The following is an 18992-nucleotide window of genomic DNA, read 5'->3' on the forward strand; positions in this document are numbered from 1 at the left end:
AACTCAGCAAGAATCCTCCACCGGTGGCGGCCGACGGAATCTTAGCGCCGCCCAGTGGCGTGAAAAGCCGTCGTAGGCCTGATGATTCGTGCATTTTGCGCCGGTTGCGGTCTTGGTCCCCGCACCGCGAATTCGCCGCTGAGTTCAGCATCGAATGTGCCACCGCCAACCGCTACCTCGCGCGGCTGAGGCCGTCGTCGAAAATCCGGCGGGATCCCTGTCCCCTCAATGCCCGGTTGGGGTGGGAGGAGGGGGGAATACGGCCTCGGGCGGTAGCAGGTTGAGTGGGTATTCGTTGAGCGAGAGGACGAGTCCGGAGGGCTTGGAGAGGTCCACATAGTGGTGGCCCGAGCCGGGGTTATCGTGCATCTCGGTCAACAGCTCGATGATTTCTGCGGCAACGGCGCGGTCGAGCCGCCACAGTACGGCGCCGTTGTGGAATTCAACGTTTGCGGTGCCCGTTTCGATCACGAAGTGGTGGGTCGTTGCGCCGTGATTCAGGCGAGCCGATCCGAGCTGCACTGCTTGTGTCACCGCTGTCAGCACCTCGCTGACGCCGGCGTCGTCCATAGCCAATAGCGCGCCGTCATCGCCGAAGTACAACTTTTCGGCCAACTCGGCATGAATCACGCTCATCAGCACCCTGCTTTCTGACCTTCAGATAAATGGTAGTGGCCAAAGTCGTTGGCTGTTGGCCTGATTCCCGTGGTCCTACGAAGTCGTGCCTGGAAAGCGATTGTTTTGGGCGCGCGAGGCTCGCGCCAAGGCAAGTGTGGACGCCGCTGCTGAAAGACCAACGGTCCCTTGGCGATGGTTCGGGTGACGCCCGACTTTGCGGGTTCGGTCAAGATGTCGGATGCCAAGGAGCAGCACGATCGAATTGCCGGTCAGTTCGACAGTTTTTCAAATATTGCGCCGGCAAGCAGGGCAGCGGTTGTTGCGAGCTCATCTGGATGGGGTTCCCGTGACCGACGATGCGGTTTAGATCTCATCGCCCGGTTGAGTGAGTGCCCTTCACCGGACGCACGTTATGCCTGCGAAGCTGAGCTCGCTGCAGCGCGAATCTGTTCAGCGATCTTCGCTGCGCCAAAGCAGCGGAATTTGGTCACCCCTTCATCGGTGCGTATGGCGACGATCTTGGTGAGGACACCCGGCAGCAGTTCGACCGATTCGATCGAGCGGAGGTCGACGACGATGTCCAGCTGGCCCGACTGGATCGACCGGTTGAGGGCGTTGGCGTGGAACTGAACATCGGTACTGGTAACAGTAAGCCGGCCACCAACCCAGAGGCCGCCGTAGCGGCGCCGGTAACGACCCAGGACGCCCCTAGCGGCCGGCGCCGCCGGAAAGGTGACGTCGACATTCTCGATCAGCGCGTTGGCCACGCGAGAAACGATCACTGTCACCGGCCCACCCAATCTCGTACGTTCACTGGACAATAACTACCCACGTTCACCACCTTCGGTATCCCGCACCCTCAGAATCTAATGGTGGCCCGAGCCGGGATGATCCTGCATCTGTCAATACCGTGCATGCAGCAGCCCTAAAAGCCGTTCGTTGTCGTGACAACCGCACCTTCGCGCGACGTTCATGAGCTCATATGGAACTCATCGCCCGATATCGTTCATATGAGCTATCATCACGGAGCCTGTTGCGGTGAGCTTCAGGAAGTGAACCCGGCAGCCTTCCGGACGGTGGGCGGGCCGGGTTTCGCGTCATCTGACGGCCTTTAGATCCGCTTTACCCCGGTTACCGCCGAGCCGATGGCAAAAGTCGCGGCACGTGGTCCATCGCCTACCCGCAGCGCCTTGACGACTTACAGCCCCGGGATGTCTAAACGGCCTCGAACTCCTCGTTGCGCAGCCGCTCGAGTGCTCGACCGTCGGTCAGTTCGAAGCGGTAATCGGGATGCTGCCAATAAAAGCGCACCATCTCGCGTAAGGCCCGGCCACCCGGTGTGTAGGTGCCCGCTGCCTCCAAAGTCCGGAATGTTCCGTCCGCCATCACCATAACGAGCGGGCTCCACACCTTAGGTTTGTCGGGCACTTCATCGGTGACTGCGACCACCTTGTGCCACTTGCCTTTTGGTGAGCGAAAGCCGCTCGCAAATTCGAACCCGTCAACAGTCAGCCGCAGGTAGCTATTGCCGCCGCGCTTGATCACCCAACCAAGCCAGAGCAGCAGGATTACTGCCCCCGCGCCGAGCGAAGCTGCCAAGAGCGGGTAGGCGTCACGGCGTATCGGGATGTCCAGTTTGCCGGTGAGCTGCAAAGCCCCGAACATGCCCATACCGAAGATGCCGGTCAGCGTCACCGTGATCATCAGCAATTCGATGCGGCGATCGGGGCGGATCGTGGTACCCGCGGAATCGAAGGTTCCGCGGGGAACCGGGTTCCCCACGGTCAGCCAGATGCCGAAAATAGCGCAACAACACGCGGCCAGGCCGAGCGCCATGATCGCACTGAGATATTCACCATTCTTCACCGAGTGGATCATCCACCAGAGGCATAAGGCAGCTAGTCCGGCCAGGAAAGTCCGGGCAAATATTCTGAATGTCCTTGCTGTTTCCATGTTCTCGACAATCACCCGCCTTCGAGTGCTCGGTGCACGCTATCCGGTACGGCCCCGACCCGCCGGCCACGATGCGATGCCCGGCCGCGGGTAGCCGGGGCGACGTGCACGGTGCCGACCGGCCGGGGTGCGGCATGCGTTGGGGCGCTGGGCCGTTCGGGTTCGCTGATCAGTGCATGTTGGCGGCGACCTTGCCGGCGACTTGGGCGGCGGAGTCGGCGGGCACCGACGTGCCGCACACGCTGACGTCGATCACCGCGTTGGCGGCGGTAGTCATCGCCCGCTGACAAGTCCAACCCGGCCGGTCCGGATTGGTGTAGGACAACCCCGGCATGCCGTGGTCGGTGTTGGTCGACCCGATCACCGAGCGGCTGGCCATGCTGTCGGATTTATCGGAGGTGACGGTCTTTCCTTCGCAGTTGGTCCACGCCGAGGTCTGGCTGTCCTGGAAGTCCTCGGCGTCGGTGCTGCCCGGGAAGCTGGCGACCGCTTCGATGACCCAGTGCTGCCACGGCTGATCCGGTTCGTGCAGCACCTGCGCGGAGATCGCCGTCTTGGCGCTGCCGTCGTAGGTGGCGGACTGCGCGGGTAGGACGGCGCCGGTGCACTCCGCCGGGGTGAATGTTTCGTCCTTGTTCGGCGCGGCCAGCGAGGTGGCGACGAGATTGTCGGCCCCCACGATCGGGTTGACCGCGTCGGGTCGCAGCAGCGCACCGTCCAGCGCGGCGGGCGCGACCGTGTTCTGGGTCGTCGGCACCGGCGGCGGCCCACCGCGCGGCACTTCCGGCGGCCCGCCGGCGGCCTGGGTGCTGGGATGCTTGGTGACGATCACCGCGGCGGCCAGCCCCGCCAGCACCACGATGACGACACCGGTGACAAGGGCGGTGCGCAGCCGGCTGCCCCCGCCAGCCGGGGTTCGGTCACCGGCAGCGGCGAGCCGCAGCCGCCACCGCACGAAGGCGGTGACCAGTACACCCAGCAGCAGCAGCACCGCGACGTCGGTCCACCACCACGGCGCCGAATGTGTCCACAGCTTGTCGGCGCTGACCAGCGGCGCCACCTTGCGCAGGTCCACGGTCGACGCCGAGGCCGCAAACCCCCAGCGGGCCGGCAGCAGCCAGGAGACCTGTTCGAGCCCGGTTCGCCCGGTCACCGGCACCAGGCCGCCGGCGAACACCATCGAGATCATGATCACCCCGACCAGCAGCGGCAGTACCTGCTCGCTGGAGCGGGCCAGCGAGGACAACGCCAGCCCGACCATGGCCGAGACGATCGCGGTCAGTGCCAGTGTCAGCCACAGCTCGGCGTCGGCGTTGCCGAGCACCACCGCACCGCGCACCGGCCCGCCCTTGCCGGCGATGGCGATGGCGACCACGACCGCGGTCTGAATGGCCGCGGCGACGCTGTAGACGACGACCTTGGCGCCCAGATACGCCGAGGCGGACAGACCCACCGCCTGCTCACGGCGGAAGATGGAGCGCTCACCTACCAGGTCGCGGATCGTCAGCGCCGCACCCAAGAACACCGCCGCCAGGTTGAGCAGCACCAGGATCTGTTGGGGCTCGTTGGGGGAGCGTCCGTGCGGATCCGCCTGGCCGAGCCCCACACTGCCGGGCACCACCAACGCCAGCGCGCCCAACAGGAACGGCAGGATCGTCAGGAACGCGAAGTAGCCGCGGTCCGCGGCGATCAACCGGGTCTGGCGGCGCGCCACGGTGAAGAACTGACGCCACAGACTGGTGTGCGGCGGGGTGCCCACCGCGGCGCTGCCCGGCGGCAGCTGCTCGGGCGGCGGGGGCGCCGGGTGGCGCGCCAGGTATTCGCGGTGCACCCCGTCGGGATCGGTGCTGACCCGGGCGAAGATGTCGGCCCAGTCGGTGGTGCCCATCGCTGCTTCGATGCCGTTGGGCGGCCCGGCGAACGCGGTCTTGCCGCCCGGCGCCAGCAATAGCACCTGGTCGCACATGTTTAGGTAGGTCAGCGAGTGGGTGACCACGATGACCACCCGCCCGGCGTCGGCCAGGCGGCGCAGCATCGTCATCACCTGCCGGTCCAGCGCCGGGTCCAGGCCCGAGGTGGGTTCGTCGAGGATCAGCAGCGACGGGCCGGTCAGCAGTTCCATCGCCACCGACGCCCGTTTGCGCTGCCCGCCGGAGAGCTTGTCGATCCGTTTCTTTTTGTGTTCGGTGAGTTCCAGCTCGGCCAGCACCCGCTCGACCACATTGCGGCGATCGGCGCGCGAGGTGTCCGGCGGTAGCCGCAGCTGCGCGGCGTAGCGCAGCGCCTGATCGACGGTCAGCGAACTGTGCACGACGTCGTCCTGGGGCACCAGGCCGATCCGGGAGCGCATCGAGGCGTATTCGGTGTGCACGTCGTGACCGTCGAAGGTGACCATTCCGGTGCTGGGCGGGGTGGAGCCGCCGACCAGCTTGATCAGCGTCGACTTGCCGGCCCCGGAGGGGCCGATCACCGCGGTGAGGGTTCCGGGCCGGGCGGTGAACGTCACGTCGGTCATCAGCGGGCGGCCGTCGATCACCAGGCCCAGGCCATATGCCTGCACTCCGCCGATGCGCGGCGGGGCCGGGCGGGGCACCAGGGTGGTGCCGGACACCGCCAGGTCGGTGTTACCGACGGTGACGATGTCTCCTTCGCGCAGCAGGGCGCTGGTGATGCGCTGACCGTTGACGAATGTGCCGTTGCTGCTGCGGTTGTCGCGGATTTCCAGACCGGCGGGGGTTACCTGCAGCAGTGCGTGGACCCGCGACGCGAGGGCGTCGTCGAGCACGATGGCGTTGGACTCGCCGCGCCCGATCGTGGTGAATCCCGACGGCGTCGGCGCCAGCCGGAGCGGCACCATCTTTTTCACGACGCCGCTGAGCCGCTCCACCAGATCCTGTTCGCTCGGGGCCGGTTGGACCGGTCGCGCTCGTCCGATCGGCGCGGGCGGTGCCGGCGGCGCCGGGGGTCGGCCGGGCGGTGCACCGGCGGCGGGTGGCGGCGCGGAGGCCGGCCGCCCGGTGGACGTCCCCGCCGGGGGTGCTGCCGGTGGGGGAGTCTGCGGCGCGGCGCGGCGTGGCTGCGACGCCGCAGGAGACGGTGCCGCGGGCGCGGGCCGGCCCGCTGCCGCCGGCGGCGCGATCCGGAAGGCCAGCTTCGGCCCGGCCGGGTTGCCCACGGTGATCTGTGTGCCGTCGCGGATCGGCGCGGTGTCCACTTTCTTTCCGTCGACGAAGATGCCGTTACGACTACGGTCGACGGCCACCCACTGCGCGCCCTCAACGCGCAGCTCGGCGTGTACCCGCGATATCCATCCCGCGACTTCCGGGTCGTCGAGGCAAATGTCGCATTGGCGGCTGCGACCGATGGTGGCCTCCCGATCCGACGGGAAGGTGTACATCGCTGATCCCAGCCACACCGTCAACGGCGGCGCGGTGGTGTCCGTCACCATGTCGTGCGTCGTCCTTTCTTCGCCGGGCGGGGCCGGTCGCCCGTCAACTCTGCATCATCGGCGCCCGCTTCGCCCGCCAAATCCACGGGCGGACAAAGCTCGCCAGACCACGCGTTGCGGCGAACACATCCTGACATCGAGCACCGCGACGTAGTGCGTGGGCCGCCGAGTTCGGCGTACCGGCGCGGTGCGGGCCGATGGCGTACTAGTCGGCGATCGGCAGGTGCCGCCGGGAGCGACGCCAGGGCCGCACCGGATAGCCGCCATGTTCGGCCAGGGTGCGCAACCGGCGCAGTGCGAATTCGCGCGGACGCCCCGACTCCGGTATCACCACACCCGCCCACAGCCCGAAGGCACCCGGTGTCTCCCAGGCCTCGCGGGCGCACAACCAGCGCAGCGGGCAGACCCGGCAGAGCGCCTTGGCCTCTTCGTCGGCCTCGGTGGTCGTCCAGCGCTCCGGGTCGCTCGTGCAGGCAGGCACGTATTCCTCGACCGGCCGCGATCGCAGCGCGACACTTGCAGTCATAGCTCTTTCCTCTCGCTTTCGGTGCACTTGCACCGGTATGCGACGACTGTAACCAAAGCATCGCTGCAATGCAACAACTAAAGCGGAGCGCGCTACGGTGATACGGGAGCGCCGCTGCGTGAGTCGTGGTTCCATGGCTATGAGCTGCGGCGATAGCTGCGAAGAGCGATGGGTGCCGGTCCCGGAGGCTCCACCTCGCCACGCTTCACCGCCGTCACGGTCCCTCCAGGCGGAGCGGAAACCGAAGCGAATCCGTGACTGCCGGCCGCACCAAATGCCGTGCCGAAGATGTAGCATCTAGGAGGACTTGGGTAAGCCGGGCTGTAGCGACGAACCGGATATGGCATAGCTGAGGGAGCACACAGTGACGACGACTGATCACCCCGTTTCCGCGCCGGCGCCGACATTGGCGGTACGCATCGGACACGAGTCGCGGACCCTCGACCCGGTGGCCGGCGTGGCCGTGCTGGGCCGGGACGCCACGGCCACGGTGCGGCTCAACGACGACCGGATCTCGCGCTCGCACCTTCGGCTGGAGCCATACCGCGACGGCTGGCAGGTGATCGACACCAGCAGCAACGGCATGTTCGTGGACGGCGTGCGGCGCAGCTCGGTGTTCGTCACCGCCGCCACCACCATCCACCTGGGAGCCCCGGACGGGATCCCGGTGACTCTGACGCCCAGTGATCCGCTCGAGGCGACGGGGCTCGCACCGGGGGCACCGGGCCTGGCGCCCGAGGCCGACGAAGAGGAACGGTGGGACGAGCAGGGCGAGATCGATCCCGACGTTGCCCGGGCCGGTCGCGCGGTAGCCGCCCGGCGACGGGAGCTCGACATCACCCAGCGCAGCCTGGCCAGGGACAAGATCATTAACGCCGGCACCCTGATCGCGTTCGAGAAGGGTCGCAGTTGGCCGCGCCGGGGGACGCTGGCCAAGCTGGAAGAAGTGCTGAATTGGCCGCCGGGCACCATCGCGCGCATCAGAAACGGGGCGCCGCCGGCCGCCCAGGACCCTGAGAGCACCGAGGTGATGACCGACACGGTCCAGGCGCCGCTGATGGCCGAAGCGGTGGACTTGGCGATGCACACCATCAGCGCCGCTCTGGCCGCATTACCGAAGCCGACGGACCCCGACTTCACGCCGAAAGCCAGCACCATCCTGGCGGACCTGCGCAAGCTCGAGACGGTGGCCGCCAACGCTGCACGGGGCGCCAAGGGGGCTCCGTCGGTGGTGCTCGCGTTGAGCACCGTGCGCCGCACCTACAACGAGCTGATGTTGCGCGCCGCGCGGTCGCCGGCGGCCACGTTGGGTCAGCGGCTCTACGGGGCGCGGCACAGCGCGGAGCTGAACATCGAGGAGGCCGCCAACGCCGCCGGTTTACCGGTCGCCGTCCTGCAAGACGCCGAATCGGAGCGCCCGATTCCCCCCGACGCCGCGAGGGCGCTGGAGACCCTGATCGCGCAGTTGTCGATCAATTGACGTCACCATACGAATAGTTCGCTGGTCAGGTTTGCCGCGGATGCTCGTATTCGGTGCCTGAAATATCGTCCCAGAATTTCGGCGAGACTTCGCTCGCACGATCGTCGGGAAAAACAGCGTCTATTCGCTGCTGGAATCGGTCGAATAATCTTCGCGCCCGCGCCAGCTCCGCGTCGGTCGGCGGATGAACACCGGCCTCTTCCGGTGTTGAGAAAGTCTTTCCGGCTTTCTTCTCACTCACGGCGACTCCAGTGTGTTTTGCCCCACCGCGCCACAACCGAGGCTACCTCGGGGTTCCCCGATCCGTTCCGGGCGTGAAAACCAGTAGATCGTCGTGCTCACGCCGACGGCAGGCCTCAGCGAATTCGAACGCTAAATCCTGGTTTTCGGCAAAGCTTCGGTATTGCGCGTCGTTGATCCAGTAGAACTCTATGTAATCAACCATCCTGTTCGAGATCGGGATTCCCAGATAAGACCGGCCCGAATCGGTCTCCTTTCCAAGCCAGTACCTGCCTTCCCTCGAGAAATGAGTGTCGGTGAAGTTCATATGTTTCCTCCCGCTCGCGCAGGGTGTCGCCGATCAACCCATGCCGCGGCTCACCGGCCCGACCGCGGGGTTAGCCGGTGTCGTCACGGAAGCGGGCGTAGCACAGCTGCTCATCACCGGTCACGCCGGAACGGAAGGCGGTGATCCGGGTGAACCCGGCGGGCACGGTTGCCCCGTTGACGTCGCTGGCGACCAACCGATTGGTGAGCAGACCGGCAACCGCCTCGTCGAGGTCACCCGCGGTCAGCACGAAGCTTTTGCCCGACGGCAGCTCGACTTTGTCGGCCATTTTGCGGTGCGCCACCCCGGTCAGGCATGCGGTGCGCAGCGCTGCTGTCGCCGAGTCGAGCGGCACACCGCGCTCGTGCTCCAGGGCCAGCACATAGCGCGACATGACCACAGATAAGGCGGTGTCATCACCTTGAACCAGGACGTAGTCGGATTCATTGGCGGGTTTGCCCAGCTTCTGCAGGGCCGGCAGGTCGGCGGTGATCGTGTTGGTGGCCGGGCAGTACGCCGCCGGAGACCCGCCGTGCGCGTCGGGGCAATCGGCCGCTTTGAGCGACAGCGTCGGCGGCTTGGCCGGAGAGAAGATCTTGTTCAGCACTTCCAGCAGAGTCGACAGGGTCTCCTCGTTGATCGGCACCTCACCGGTCTGCAGGAACCCTTCCGGGTCGGGCTGCAGGGCCAAGGGCAGATCGCCGCGTCGCTGCTTGATCTCGTCCATGTCGATGCCGGCACACGCCGTGGCGCCGTTGACGAAGCCCACCTGAAAGGCGCTGACGCGATCAAGCGCCGTTCCGTGCCCCTGTTTGATCAGGGCTTTGTACTTGGGAGTGATCACCGGGTCACGGCTGCTGATGACGCCGGCGAGCACGTGATCGAGGCCGTCGCCGGTGCTCACGATGAAGCGGGGGGACTGCCCCTCGGCGACCCAGCGCAGATAGACGCCGCCGAAGCAGTCGGCCTGCTCCTCGAAGACGATGCCGGGTGTTTTTTTGCCGACCAGCTTGGCCATGTGCTGTACGGCGTGGCCATACTCGTGCCCGATCAGACCGGCGACGGTGATGTCGCCGAAGTAGCGACGTGCGATCGGCACGAACACGCCGCGGTCCCACGCCATCAGGTCTTCGGGAGGACAGTAGAAGGCATTGGGCTCCTTGTAGGTGTCTTCGCCGCAGACCTTCTTGCCGGTTTTCACCCTGGAGTCATAGGAGAGCAAATTCGCAACGGGAGAAAAGCTGCCCTTCAACGAGTCGCTGTAGTACTGCTTCCAAAACTCCGCAACGTCGTTGACCGCCAACACCGCTAGCTTGTCGTTGTCACCGTGATCGGTATTGCGCACGTCGCCGGTTGGTTGCGGAGCGTTGTCGCGGACGCCGCTGGGCCCGTCCTGCGCGGGCAATCCGCCAACCTCGAACGGGTCATACAGCGGCGACAGTGCCCGGCCCACGACCATGGTCTGGCAACCGGCCAGCACGAGTACTGCACAGGCGCAACAGATTATTGCGGTGATGACGCCGAACCGCCGGCGCGGCCGGGCATCGCGTGCAGGGCCGCGCTGCTCACGGCGATGATTCATCTGCCAACCTCGTCTCGACCGGCCTGGACAGCGCCGTGACCGCCAACTAACGGACTCAGAATACTGTCACACCGCCGAGCTTCTGAGCATCAGTTTCGCGCCGACGACGGCCCCTGGCAGCGGGATCCCTTCGGCCGCAGCTATGACCGACCTAACCGGTCGTGCTCGGATCTGGCAGTGTTGCACCGTCGCTCACGTACTGGCCCAATCGGCAATCTCGATCAGCTCCAGCACCGGTTCGACCGGCCCGCCTTGGGGCACTGGCAGCCGTGCGGGTCATTCCAATGCCGGGAAGCCTCATGAGCGATGAAGCCGTCCGCTGGCAGACGCGTCGTTCACGCTATTCGAGCAAGTCTGACCAGAACGCGACGGTCGGTCGCGGACGCCAGCGCGGATCGCTCCGCTCGATGCCCGGCCCGACGCCGAATTCCTGGAACACGTAGTCGACGAGGTCGGTGCCGTAGCAGATGACGTCCGTCTGGTGGATCGACAAGACGGGATGACCGAATGTTTCGCGCCCTGCAGGTAAGTACCGATGTGAGTAAACCGGCACCATTTGCGGGGCGTCGGCAAGCGCGGCAGCCGCCAGCTTCACCGCGCCGGCATTATCGGCGGGTCGCTCGCCCCATCTGCAATCCCAGAAGGCGTTGTTCTCGACATCGAACAGCACCCCGGTGACGGGCCAGCTCAGTGCTTTGCGCAAGTCGTCAGCGTTTCCGCCTCGCCAATCCGGCCAGTGCTCACCGGTCGGCAACCCGGCCGACAAAAGCGCCCGATGGTCATCAGCGAACTCAAATCCGAACCGGTCTTCGGTACGCCGGATTTCCGCGTCAGTCAGCGCCGGTTGAATCACGACGCCGCGCAGTTTCGTGAGCCGGGTTTGTGCACGCGTGCCCTCGACGTCAGCGCGTGGCGGGCGAGCCTCGAGGCCATCGCATTTCGCGAGCCGGCGCGCGGCTTCGGCGCCAAGCCACTGACCATCGCGGTGCTCCACGAGGCTCAGGTTACCCAGAGTCGAACACGCGCGCGGTCGAAAAAGTGTTCTGCCGCAAAGAAAGCCAAGATAGAGACTTCTACTGGCCAGCCCACTGCTGGCTCTGCATTCACGAACTTCGTTGAACCACCAGCGATGTCAGCCGTGGTGAAGCATTCCAATGACGTCGGGCGATTACGGAGTCAGGGGACCGGTACTCCCTGTCTGAGGAAGAACAAGCCTGCGATGGTGCCGTCGGGGTGCACAGTCAGTCGGAATTGACCGGGTGCGTGTGCCATCTGTAAGGGCACGTTGACCACGGTCAGATCGCCGCGCTGAAGGTCCTCGGGGTCACCGTGGGATTGGTAGGGACCCAACGTTTGTTGGTAGTTCGTCCATGCCTGCCCGAGGGCCTGGGCCGGCAGAGCCGCTTGCATCCTCGGGTCGAAATGGGCGGTGGCCGCGGTGTCGTCGCCCTGCACGATGTTGTCCAACGTTGCCAGCGCGAGCTCATCTGGGGTAGGGGAGGCGATCGCGACCGGTGCGGCGCTGATCCCGATCAAGGTCAGGCCGCCGGCGAACACCACAGCGCCGGCTGCCAGCCTAAGTGCGCTGCTCCGCTGATATCCATCCCCATCACGTAGCCCCATGGGCAAATCATAGTCGGATGCCTGGCCGTTTATTCGGCGCTGTGCAGATCCGCTGCGCGGTAGCTGTTTTCAGGTGGCCGTTCGATAGAGGTTTCTCTGCTGCGTGCCGGGCCTCCGAAAAGACACTACGAAGCTTTTCGTGACTTCAACTCACCACAGCGGCGCGGTTTCGCCCGTGCCCGGCGCAGGCTTTCGAACCCGCCGCCTCGATGATTTGGTTGCTAACCCTCGAAGTTCGTCTAAACGCTCGTCTATCTCGATCTCGCGGAACGTGGTCCGCGTCGCGGAGACGATCAATGGGCCATTCCGGTCGTGCAGAGCCTCGATCTGCCGCCATTGGCTCATGGCAATCTCTAGCTGGCCCCACTTGTCGCTACCGTCCCTACCGCTTAGGGTGACCAGTCGCAGACGGTGCGTCTTCACCGCTTCGAGCAAGCTCAGGTGATCCAGGATGTTGCTATCGCGGGTTATCGCTATCCAGCCTTGCTCTGCAACAACCGGAATCCATTCGCGATCTTTGGCTTTCGGCGTTTCGACGACACAAGCGGGTCGCGTTCGGCGTTTGATGGTCGCGCCGGGGTCGCCAGGATAGCTACAGTCGGGGCGGAGCGCGCAGATAACGTGCGCTAAGCCGAGGATGTCCGCGTCGAAGTAGAAGCGGACGGTCGCCGTCATGCGAGTTAGGCAGCTTTACTTGACAACTCGTATGCCACCGCCATCTCGACCTCACGCACGGTCAAGCCGAACTCATCTGCGATCTCTTGATAGCTGTAGCCACCGTCGGAGTATTCCTTGAGGACTGACGTGCTGATACCGCCCACGGACGGCAGACCGAATCGCTGCTGGGGATCGATCACAACCGGTGAACGTTCTCCTTCAGGACGCCACAGGACGGCTTCGTCGTTCTCGAACTTCACACGATCGAGGAAGTCCTTTGCGGGCGGAAGCATCACCGGCTGGTCGCCAACCGGAGCGTACAGCCAGTACTGCGCGGGCAAATGGGCGGCCTTTTGTGCCTCGATCACCAATCGCCGACTGATGACCCAGGGTCGTGCTGTGGCGAGCGGGTAGGGTACGCCGGTCTGCTCGCGCAGGATCGCGATAAATCGGCGCACCTCGTCAAGCGGCACGCTTTGACGGCGGTACTGAGCGAGCAGACCGGCTTCTACGAACTCCGCCCAGGTCACGGTCTTCTTGCCAGTCGGCTCTTCACGAATGACAGGGGCATACTCACGCCCGCGCCACTTCTTGCCCTCAAGCCAATAGTGCAGCGTCGGCTGGTGAACTCGAAGCAGTCGCGCCGCTTCTGCTTCCGAGTACATCTCGCGCTCAAGCAGGCTGACCGTTGACATGTCGCGATTGTCGCAGAGGGTAGCGACGTTCGGAGCTAGGCTCGTCAAAACGATGCTGACCTGCGAGGTAGGCGCACCGGCGAATCCGTCACCGCGTCGCCGTCTGAGTGGCGGTCAGGCGTGGTAACGCCGATCTCGGCGGCTTCAATGGATTTGGTTGCTGAGCTTGGCGATGAGCGCGGTGTTGAGGTAGGTGGTGGCTGCCGGACCGCCGGTGTTGAGCGCGGTGATGGTGGCGGGGTCGTCGACGATGACCAGGGTGCCACCGAAGCTGCTGTATCTGGCGGGCAGGCCGGCATAGCCTCCGCCGCCGGCCGCGGGATCGGTGCGCAGCAGCAGCATGATGTCGGTGCGCTGAACGGCGTAGTCGACGTCGTTGATGTTGAACGGCACGGCCGGCGGGCCGCCGGGGCTGCGTTTGAAGTGGGTGCTGTAAGTGAAGCCGATACCTTGCAAGTAGCTGCTCGGCGGTGATGGAGTCGCGTCGGCGGTTGTGGTGTCGCCGGTGTAATTCACCACGATGATGGATTTCCCGGAGAAGCTGCGATGCTCGGAGCGGATCGTCGCCTGCTCGGATTGCGCCTTAGCGAGGAGGGTTTTGGCGGCACCGGTGCGCCCGAGGGCGGTGGCGATCCAGTTCAGCTGCGTCTGCCAGGACCAGTCTTCGGTGGTGTCGGCGGGCTGGGCGAGGGTAGGTGCGATCGCCGCCAACGAGTCGTAGGTGTGTTGGTCGATGTCTGCGGTGTCGATGATCAGGTCAGGTTTGGCGGCAGCGATCGCGCCGGTGTCGGCTGCGGCGAATACCGGTGGAGATGAGTGGATTAACGGCTGCAGCCAGGTGGGCACACTCGCGTTGGGTGCGTTGATGAGAACCGGTTGGGTGCCCAGTGAGAGCACCGCGTCGGCATCACCGGGCCCGAGCGCAGCGATCGCCACCGGCCGGTGCTGAAGTTTGATGGTGCCGAATTTGGTGCTCAGCGTTTGTGGTTCGTAGGGGCCCGGCCCGCCGCCGGTGCGGCCGACCAGCTGGATTCCCGCGACCGTCGCGGCGACCAGCGCGGCCACGCCAACAGTTATGCCTACCATGAGGCGAATACGCTTGCGGCGCTTAAGTTTAGCCCCATCGTGGGGTACGCCGCCCGGCGGCAGCGCAGGGGGCGCGCCGATGACCTGTTGCGGCGCACCGCCGTTCGGCGGTGCGCCGCCGCCGCGCGGGTCGTAGCCCGGCCACACCGCAGGGCCCGCCGGCGGCACGGTTGGTGGATAGGTCAGGGTGGGATTGGTCGGGTTGGTTGCTTTCGGCTCGCCAGGACCGGTGGTGGTCGACGGCGCATGCTCGTCGGTCAGCGCGGCGCGGGTGGCGGCGGCGAGTTCGTTAGCGGTTTGGAAGCGATCGGCGGGATCTTTGGCCATCGCGTGGGCGATCACGTCGTCGATCTCATCCGGCAGGGCGGGGTTGAACTCACTGGGCCGGGGGACAGGCCGCATCAGGTGCCCGGCCAACACCGCAGACAGTGAATTATCCGCATAGGGGGCGCGGTCGGTCAGTAGCCGAAACAGCGCGCATCCCAGCGAGTAGATGTCGGTGCGGTGGTCGGCCGGTCGGCCCTCGATGGTCTCCGGTGCGGTGTAGGCGGCGGTGCCGACCATGGCGCCCGTCGCCGTGAGGCTGGTGGCGTCGTCAAGCGCGCGCGCGATCCCGAAGTCCGCCAACAATACTCGTTCGTGGTCGCTGCCCGGCGCCGACACCAGGAAGTTGCCGGGTTTGATGTCGCGGTGTAACACCCGCCGCGAGTGCGCGTAGTCGAGTGCGGCGGCGACGTCGGTGATGATGCGCACGATGCGCACCGGAGTGAGATCGGCGCGGGCCAAATCGATTGCTGCGGTTCCCTCGACGTACTCCATGGCGATCCACAGGTGCCCGTCGTCGGTTTCGCCCCGGTTGTACACCCGCACGATGTTGGGGTGGTTCAGGGTGGCGGCCAGGTCGGCTTCGCGGGTGAAACGCGTCCTGAACTGGCGGTCCACCGACAGCTCGGCGGACAGAATTTTCAGCGCATCGCTGCGGGGCAGCGTCGGGTGGCGGGCCCGATAGACCGTGCCCATCCCGCCCGAACCCAGCACGCCTTCGATGCGGTATCCCGCGATCATGGTTCCTACGGCCAGCGGCATCGGTGGCTCATTTCCCGGTCAGCATGCGGTATTGGGCGGCCATCATTTGGTGCAGAGCGTTTTCTTGCTCGTTTTGCATCTGGTAGGCGTAACGCTCTGCGCTGGCCACACACCAGTAAGCCAATGTTTCGTTGAAGCATTTCGCCTGGGGCATGCCGCTGATCCCGGCCACTTGGTGCGGCCCGGTCATGTCGGCCACAATGCGCGCCGCCGCGGCGCTGTCGGGGGTTCGGTACACCCTGGTTTCAAGTAGCACCGCAGCCTGCTGCACACCAGTGGATTTGAACAGCGCTTGCAGGTGCACCGGGTCGTCGCTGGCCAGGTGCAGCGCCCCGTGCGCGTCATAGATCCCGTCGCTGACCGTCTCGTTTTCGGCTCTGGGCGCCATCGTGCGTGCCATCAGCCCGTCGGGATCCAGCGGCAGCTGGGGCAACTGATTGACCGGGGTGGGCTTGAACGTGTCGATCAGTGGCTGCTGCAGATCCAGTGTGGTGGCGATCAATTGGGCCGCGGCGTCGGCATTGTCTGCCGAGACCGCCGTCTGCGCCAGCACGTATTGGCCGTGCGCGGTCAGGGCAGTCACCGCGAAGCGGGGGCCGCCCGGCGCGGGGTATTGTTCGGTCCAGCTGTAGGTCAGCGCGGTTGTTGCGGGGTAACGGGGAATCGAAAACTGTTGTGTCGGCACCGGGTTGGTGTCGAGGGGCAGTGTCAACGCGCCGCTTTTGGCGGCCATGGCGGCCACCGCCTCGGTGGCGTCGGCCGGGCCGGCCATTTCCAGCACCATGTTGAGCAACGTTTTGTAGGTACCTTTTTCGGTGTGTCGCGAGCTGGAAAATCCGGCCACAAAGTGGTGTCCGTCGAGGGCCGCGCCCAACGGCGCGCCCAGCAGCGCGTTCACCGAGTCGGTGTTTTTCACCACGCCGGACTCGAACTGGGAGTAATCGATCAGGTCGGCATCGGCCTCCCAGGGACCCAGTAGCGCGCTGGCCAGGCGGCGCGCCTCGGCCCACCCGCCGCGCACCGCGTCGCCGGCCGCCCCCAGCGGCGGGCGCGGGGCGGTGGGGAAGTTGCCGGCATCGAGCAGGGCGACATCGACGCCGTCGGAGCCACCCGCCGCCGGCTCTTTGCCAGGGGTGCCCGCGATTGTGGTACTGCACGCCAGCGTCGCCGCCGCGGCGGCGGCCGCGGCGGCGAGGGCCCATCGGCGGGGGTGGCGGGTCATGGGGCGGTCAGCATCAGGTATTGGGCGGCGATGATCTGGTGGGCTTCGAGCTCTTGGGCGGCAGTGGCTTTGAATGCGTAGCGGTCGGCGGTGGCGATGCACAGGTAGCGTACGGCTCCCAAGTCGGTGATGTCGGGTCCGCGGTCAAAGCAGCGCGCCGAGGGCAGCCCGTTGATGCCGGGTGCGGAGTGGTAGCGCAAGAAGGGCACGTCCATGCGTACGAGCCCGTCGGCGGCCCGCTGGGCGCCGGTGGCGTCGACTGCCTCGTAGACGGTGGTGCGTTCGGCGGCCACGTGGGTGATGCCCGCGTCGTTGTACATCGCCACGGTGGCCACCGGGTCGGCCCGAAAGTGCAGGGAGCCGTGCGCACCATAGACCGCGGCCTGGTTGACGCCGGGGTCGGTGGCGGGCACGGTGCGGGCCAGCAGCCCGGTCGGGTCGGCGGGCAGGGTGGCCAGATGGTCCAACGGCGTGGCTTGGAAGTGGTCGGCCATCGGGCCTTGCAGGTCAAGGGCTTTGGCGATCATGTCGGCGACCGCGTCGGCGCTCTCCTTGGAGCCGGCGAACTGGAAAAATACGTAGGGGCCGTGGGCGGTGAAGGCTTCGGCTTCAAAACCTCCCGACAGCGGTGCCACATTGGCCACCGTGTCGGGGTGGCGGGGGATGGGCAGCCGGGTCGCCGGCACGTCGCCCGGGCGGATGGTGGCCATGTCGGATGCGGCCATGGCCGCGGCAGCGTCGGTGGCCTCTTGCGGGCTGGGAAAGCGAAACACCCCGTTATCGAGAACCTTGGGGCTCTCGGCGGAACCGGGCTGCCCGCGAGGTGGTGGCGGGGTGGCGCGCCCGCTGACGAAGCCGGCGACGAAGTGATGATCAGCGGCCAGGGTGGCGATGGTCTCGCCCCGCACCAGCACCGACAGCCGCCCGGGGTCGGGGAAGGCGGTCGTGGGTGCAACTTCGGCCTGCGTCGGGCTTTTCAACGCCCCGTCGACCTCCCAGGGTCCGGCCACCATCTCGGCCATCCGCTGGGCTTCGACGCGGCGCCCCGCGGCCTCGTCGGCGACGTTTCCCAGTGGTGGTCGGGGTCGGCGCGGGTAGTTGCCGGGGTCCAGCAGCGCCACGTTGGCCGCCTCCGGGCCCGGGCCGCCGGACTTCATGGCGCTGCCGGTTACCACCGTCGAGCAGCCGCCGCTCAGCGCGATCGCCACGGCGATGACCGCGATCCGCAGCGCCGCCGAGGTCCGGCGCGCACACACGCCGCCAACGCGAGGCAGGCGTCGGTGTTCCGTTTTCACCGGGAGGCTCTCTGAGCCGGCACTGATTGACTTCGGCGCGCGCTGGTTGTTTTGCCCGACCAGCGGCGCAACCGCATGCGATCCACGAAGGTTGCGCGGGCGACCCACCGTTCGGAGAAGATCTTGTCGGCGACTGACATCACCGCCAGCGGTCGTACCCGGGCGCGAATTCTTTTCTCCTCTTGCTGAATTCGGCGCCATTCGGCCCCGGCGGTGTTCAAGTCGGCTGTGTCGCACAGAAGGTGGATCGCGGCGTCGACGGCGCACTGCTGCAAGTCGGGATTTGTCGGATACGGCAGCGCTGCATCCCGTGCCGCGCGTTGCAGGCGGGCCCGCGGTTGGCTCATGAGCCCGGCCACCGGTTCACTCACCGACCCCTCGGGACGGGCTGCGTTCCCATGTTCAATCCTTCTTTTTGTGTGCCCCGCGCCGGTACCTGTGGCGATCCCGACCAGACCAGAAAGATGGTAGTCGCTGCTACCAGGGCGTCAGCTTCGTTCACGGGTTTTCTCGGTCATCTGTCCGGCAACGTTGTTCGCGCCATTCCGGCGAATACCGGAATGTCCTGCATCCGTTGTTCCACGGTGGCCTCCGGGACGGAACCGGCGACGCCCACATCGCTGATCTCACTGTGGAAGCCCGGGTCGGCTGTCGGTGCTGCGGCCATGTCTGACCTCGACGAACGGCACTGAGCGGCACCAACAAACAATTATTGAATTCCGGAATGTACTGCGGCAACTAGTGATCAGCAATGTGCCCCGACACCACCTTAGCCTCGCGACGTGGTCGGATATCGCATGTCGTGTTACCTCGGACAAGTTGCTACACCGCCCGCTTCGCCGCGCGAGGTGAGCACGGGTCCATTTCGGCAGGTGCTGGGGAGAACTGCAGGAGTGATGGATTAGCCGCATATTATTCGTAAGTCGTTGCGGTACAACAGCCGTCAGGCTGAGTCTCCAGCGTAGTAACGGTCACGGCGCTCGATGCGCGAAATGCCTGGCTAAGCATCGGTGCGCTTAATGTTTCGTCGCCAACAGCCGTGAACGGCTCGCGTCCAACCGGAGCGACGGTCCCGGCGGCTCTGTTACGGCAGAGCGTAAACATCGGAGCGACGGCAAAATAGATCGAGATAGAACCGAATTTCATGCCAGGCCGCTGTTGCCGTGCTCGGCGG

The 18992-nt window shown here is 65.9% G+C and carries 17 protein-coding genes; 1 reads left to right on the plus strand and 16 read right to left on the minus strand.

Annotated elements, in window-relative coordinates; all coding sequences use genetic code 11:
• Nucleotides 1-225: 225 nt before the first annotated feature.
• The 5 genes from G6N47_RS26805 to G6N47_RS26825 all read right to left on the minus strand — a co-directional run bounded on the left by G6N47_RS26805 (nucleotide 226) and on the right by G6N47_RS26825 (nucleotide 6545).
• Entirely contained in the window at nucleotides 226-642 is a 417-nt protein-coding gene (locus G6N47_RS26805; RefSeq protein WP_083132749.1) for a hypothetical protein, read from the minus strand.
• A 386-nt stretch (nucleotides 643-1028) separates the two neighbouring features.
• The gene (locus G6N47_RS26810; RefSeq protein ID WP_083132750.1) at nucleotides 1029-1406 is read right to left on the minus strand and encodes a hypothetical protein; all 378 of its coding nucleotides are present in this window, start codon (nucleotides 1404-1406) and stop codon (nucleotides 1029-1031) included.
• A gap of 427 nt (nucleotides 1407-1833) precedes the next feature.
• Complete coding sequence (locus G6N47_RS26815; protein WP_139799586.1) at nucleotides 1834-2586, minus strand: hypothetical protein; 753 nt, start codon at nucleotides 2584-2586, stop codon at nucleotides 1834-1836.
• Nucleotides 2587-2740: 154 nt separating this feature from the next.
• Nucleotides 2741-6019: a sensor domain-containing protein gene (locus tag G6N47_RS26820; protein WP_083132752.1), complete on the minus strand. Its 3279-nt coding sequence runs from the start codon at nucleotides 6017-6019 to the stop codon at nucleotides 2741-2743.
• A gap of 205 nt (nucleotides 6020-6224) precedes the next feature.
• Nucleotides 6225-6545, minus strand: coding sequence for a WhiB family transcriptional regulator (locus G6N47_RS26825; RefSeq protein ID WP_083132753.1), 321 nt, complete (start codon nucleotides 6543-6545; stop codon nucleotides 6225-6227).
• A 364-nt stretch (nucleotides 6546-6909) separates the two neighbouring features.
• Here G6N47_RS26825 and G6N47_RS26830 point away from each other — a divergent pair, with 364 nt between their 5' ends.
• Nucleotides 6910-8025: an FHA domain-containing protein gene (locus G6N47_RS26830; protein ID WP_139799587.1), complete on the plus strand. Its 1116-nt coding sequence runs from the start codon at nucleotides 6910-6912 to the stop codon at nucleotides 8023-8025.
• Nucleotides 8026-8050: 25 nt separating this feature from the next.
• On the opposite strand, the gene G6N47_RS26835 is transcribed toward G6N47_RS26830, so the two are convergent.
• The 11 genes from G6N47_RS26835 to G6N47_RS26885 form a co-directional block, all read right to left on the minus strand.
• A complete protein-coding gene (locus G6N47_RS26835; RefSeq protein ID WP_083132755.1) occupies nucleotides 8051-8266 on the minus strand; it encodes a hypothetical protein in 216 nt (71 codons plus the stop codon).
• 376 nt (nucleotides 8267-8642) lie between these two features.
• Nucleotides 8643-10154, minus strand: a complete 1512-nt coding sequence (locus tag G6N47_RS26840) for a neutral zinc metallopeptidase (protein ID WP_083132757.1) — start codon at nucleotides 10152-10154, stop codon at nucleotides 8643-8645.
• Between the two features lie 340 nt (nucleotides 10155-10494).
• Nucleotides 10495-11019: a hypothetical protein gene (locus tag G6N47_RS26845; protein WP_083132807.1), complete on the minus strand. Its 525-nt coding sequence runs from the start codon at nucleotides 11017-11019 to the stop codon at nucleotides 10495-10497.
• Between the two features lie 311 nt (nucleotides 11020-11330).
• Nucleotides 11331-11777 carry a DUF3887 domain-containing protein gene (locus tag G6N47_RS26850; RefSeq protein WP_083132758.1) on the minus strand — a complete coding sequence of 149 codons (447 nt, stop codon included), beginning with the start codon at nucleotides 11775-11777 and terminating at the stop codon, nucleotides 11331-11333.
• A 150-nt stretch (nucleotides 11778-11927) separates the two neighbouring features.
• A complete protein-coding gene (locus G6N47_RS26855; RefSeq protein WP_083132759.1) occupies nucleotides 11928-12452 on the minus strand; it encodes a PIN-like domain-containing protein in 525 nt (174 codons plus the stop codon).
• A gap of 5 nt (nucleotides 12453-12457) precedes the next feature.
• Entirely contained in the window at nucleotides 12458-13129 is a 672-nt protein-coding gene (locus G6N47_RS26860) for a hypothetical protein (protein WP_083132760.1), read from the minus strand.
• A 144-nt stretch (nucleotides 13130-13273) separates the two neighbouring features.
• The gene (locus tag G6N47_RS26865) at nucleotides 13274-15301 is read right to left on the minus strand and encodes a serine/threonine-protein kinase (RefSeq protein WP_083132761.1); all 2028 of its coding nucleotides are present in this window, start codon (nucleotides 15299-15301) and stop codon (nucleotides 13274-13276) included.
• Nucleotides 15302-15308: 7 nt separating this feature from the next.
• Nucleotides 15309-16523 carry a DUF7373 family lipoprotein gene (locus G6N47_RS26870; RefSeq protein ID WP_232080434.1) on the minus strand — a complete coding sequence of 405 codons (1215 nt, stop codon included), beginning with the start codon at nucleotides 16521-16523 and terminating at the stop codon, nucleotides 15309-15311.
• Nucleotides 16520-17818, minus strand: a complete 1299-nt coding sequence (locus G6N47_RS26875) for a DUF7373 family lipoprotein (RefSeq protein ID WP_232080435.1) — start codon at nucleotides 17816-17818, stop codon at nucleotides 16520-16522. The genes G6N47_RS26870 and G6N47_RS26875 overlap by 4 nt, the downstream gene beginning before the upstream one ends.
• Nucleotides 17815-18189: a hypothetical protein gene (locus G6N47_RS26880; protein WP_139799588.1), complete on the minus strand. Its 375-nt coding sequence runs from the start codon at nucleotides 18187-18189 to the stop codon at nucleotides 17815-17817. Before G6N47_RS26880 ends, G6N47_RS26875 begins: the two co-directional genes overlap by 4 nt.
• Nucleotides 18190-18332: 143 nt before the next feature.
• Entirely contained in the window at nucleotides 18333-18485 is a 153-nt protein-coding gene (locus G6N47_RS26885; protein WP_163659911.1) for a hypothetical protein, read from the minus strand.
• Between the last annotated feature and the right edge of the window lie 507 nt (nucleotides 18486-18992).

The sequence above is a fragment of the Mycobacterium branderi genome, assembly GCF_010728725.1.
GTDB classification, from domain to species: Bacteria; Actinomycetota; Actinomycetes; order Mycobacteriales; family Mycobacteriaceae; genus Mycobacterium; species Mycobacterium branderi.

Bases quoted from the DNA above. Each gene is read 5' to 3' on its own strand.
- G6N47_RS26820 (WP_083132752.1), bottom strand. From the start codon at position 6,019: ATGGTGACGGACACCACCGCGCCGCCGTTGACGGTGTGGCTGGGATCA.
- G6N47_RS26825 (WP_083132753.1), bottom strand. From the start codon at position 6,545: ATGACTGCAAGTGTCGCGCTGCGATCGCGGCCGGTCGAGGAATACGTG.
- G6N47_RS26840 (WP_083132757.1), bottom strand. From the start codon at position 10,154: ATGAATCATCGCCGTGAGCAGCGCGGCCCTGCACGCGATGCCCGGCCG.
- G6N47_RS26850 (WP_083132758.1), bottom strand. From the start codon at position 11,777: ATGGGGCTACGTGATGGGGATGGATATCAGCGGAGCAGCGCACTTAGG.
- G6N47_RS26855 (WP_083132759.1), bottom strand. From the start codon at position 12,452: ATGACGGCGACCGTCCGCTTCTACTTCGACGCGGACATCCTCGGCTTA.
- G6N47_RS26860 (WP_083132760.1), bottom strand. From the start codon at position 13,129: ATGTCAACGGTCAGCCTGCTTGAGCGCGAGATGTACTCGGAAGCAGAA.
- G6N47_RS26865 (WP_083132761.1), bottom strand. From the start codon at position 15,301: ATGCCGCTGGCCGTAGGAACCATGATCGCGGGATACCGCATCGAAGGC.
- G6N47_RS26870 (WP_232080434.1), bottom strand. From the start codon at position 16,523: ATGACCCGCCACCCCCGCCGATGGGCCCTCGCCGCCGCGGCCGCCGCC.
- G6N47_RS26885 (WP_163659911.1), bottom strand. From the start codon at position 18,485: ATGGCCGCAGCACCGACAGCCGACCCGGGCTTCCACAGTGAGATCAGC.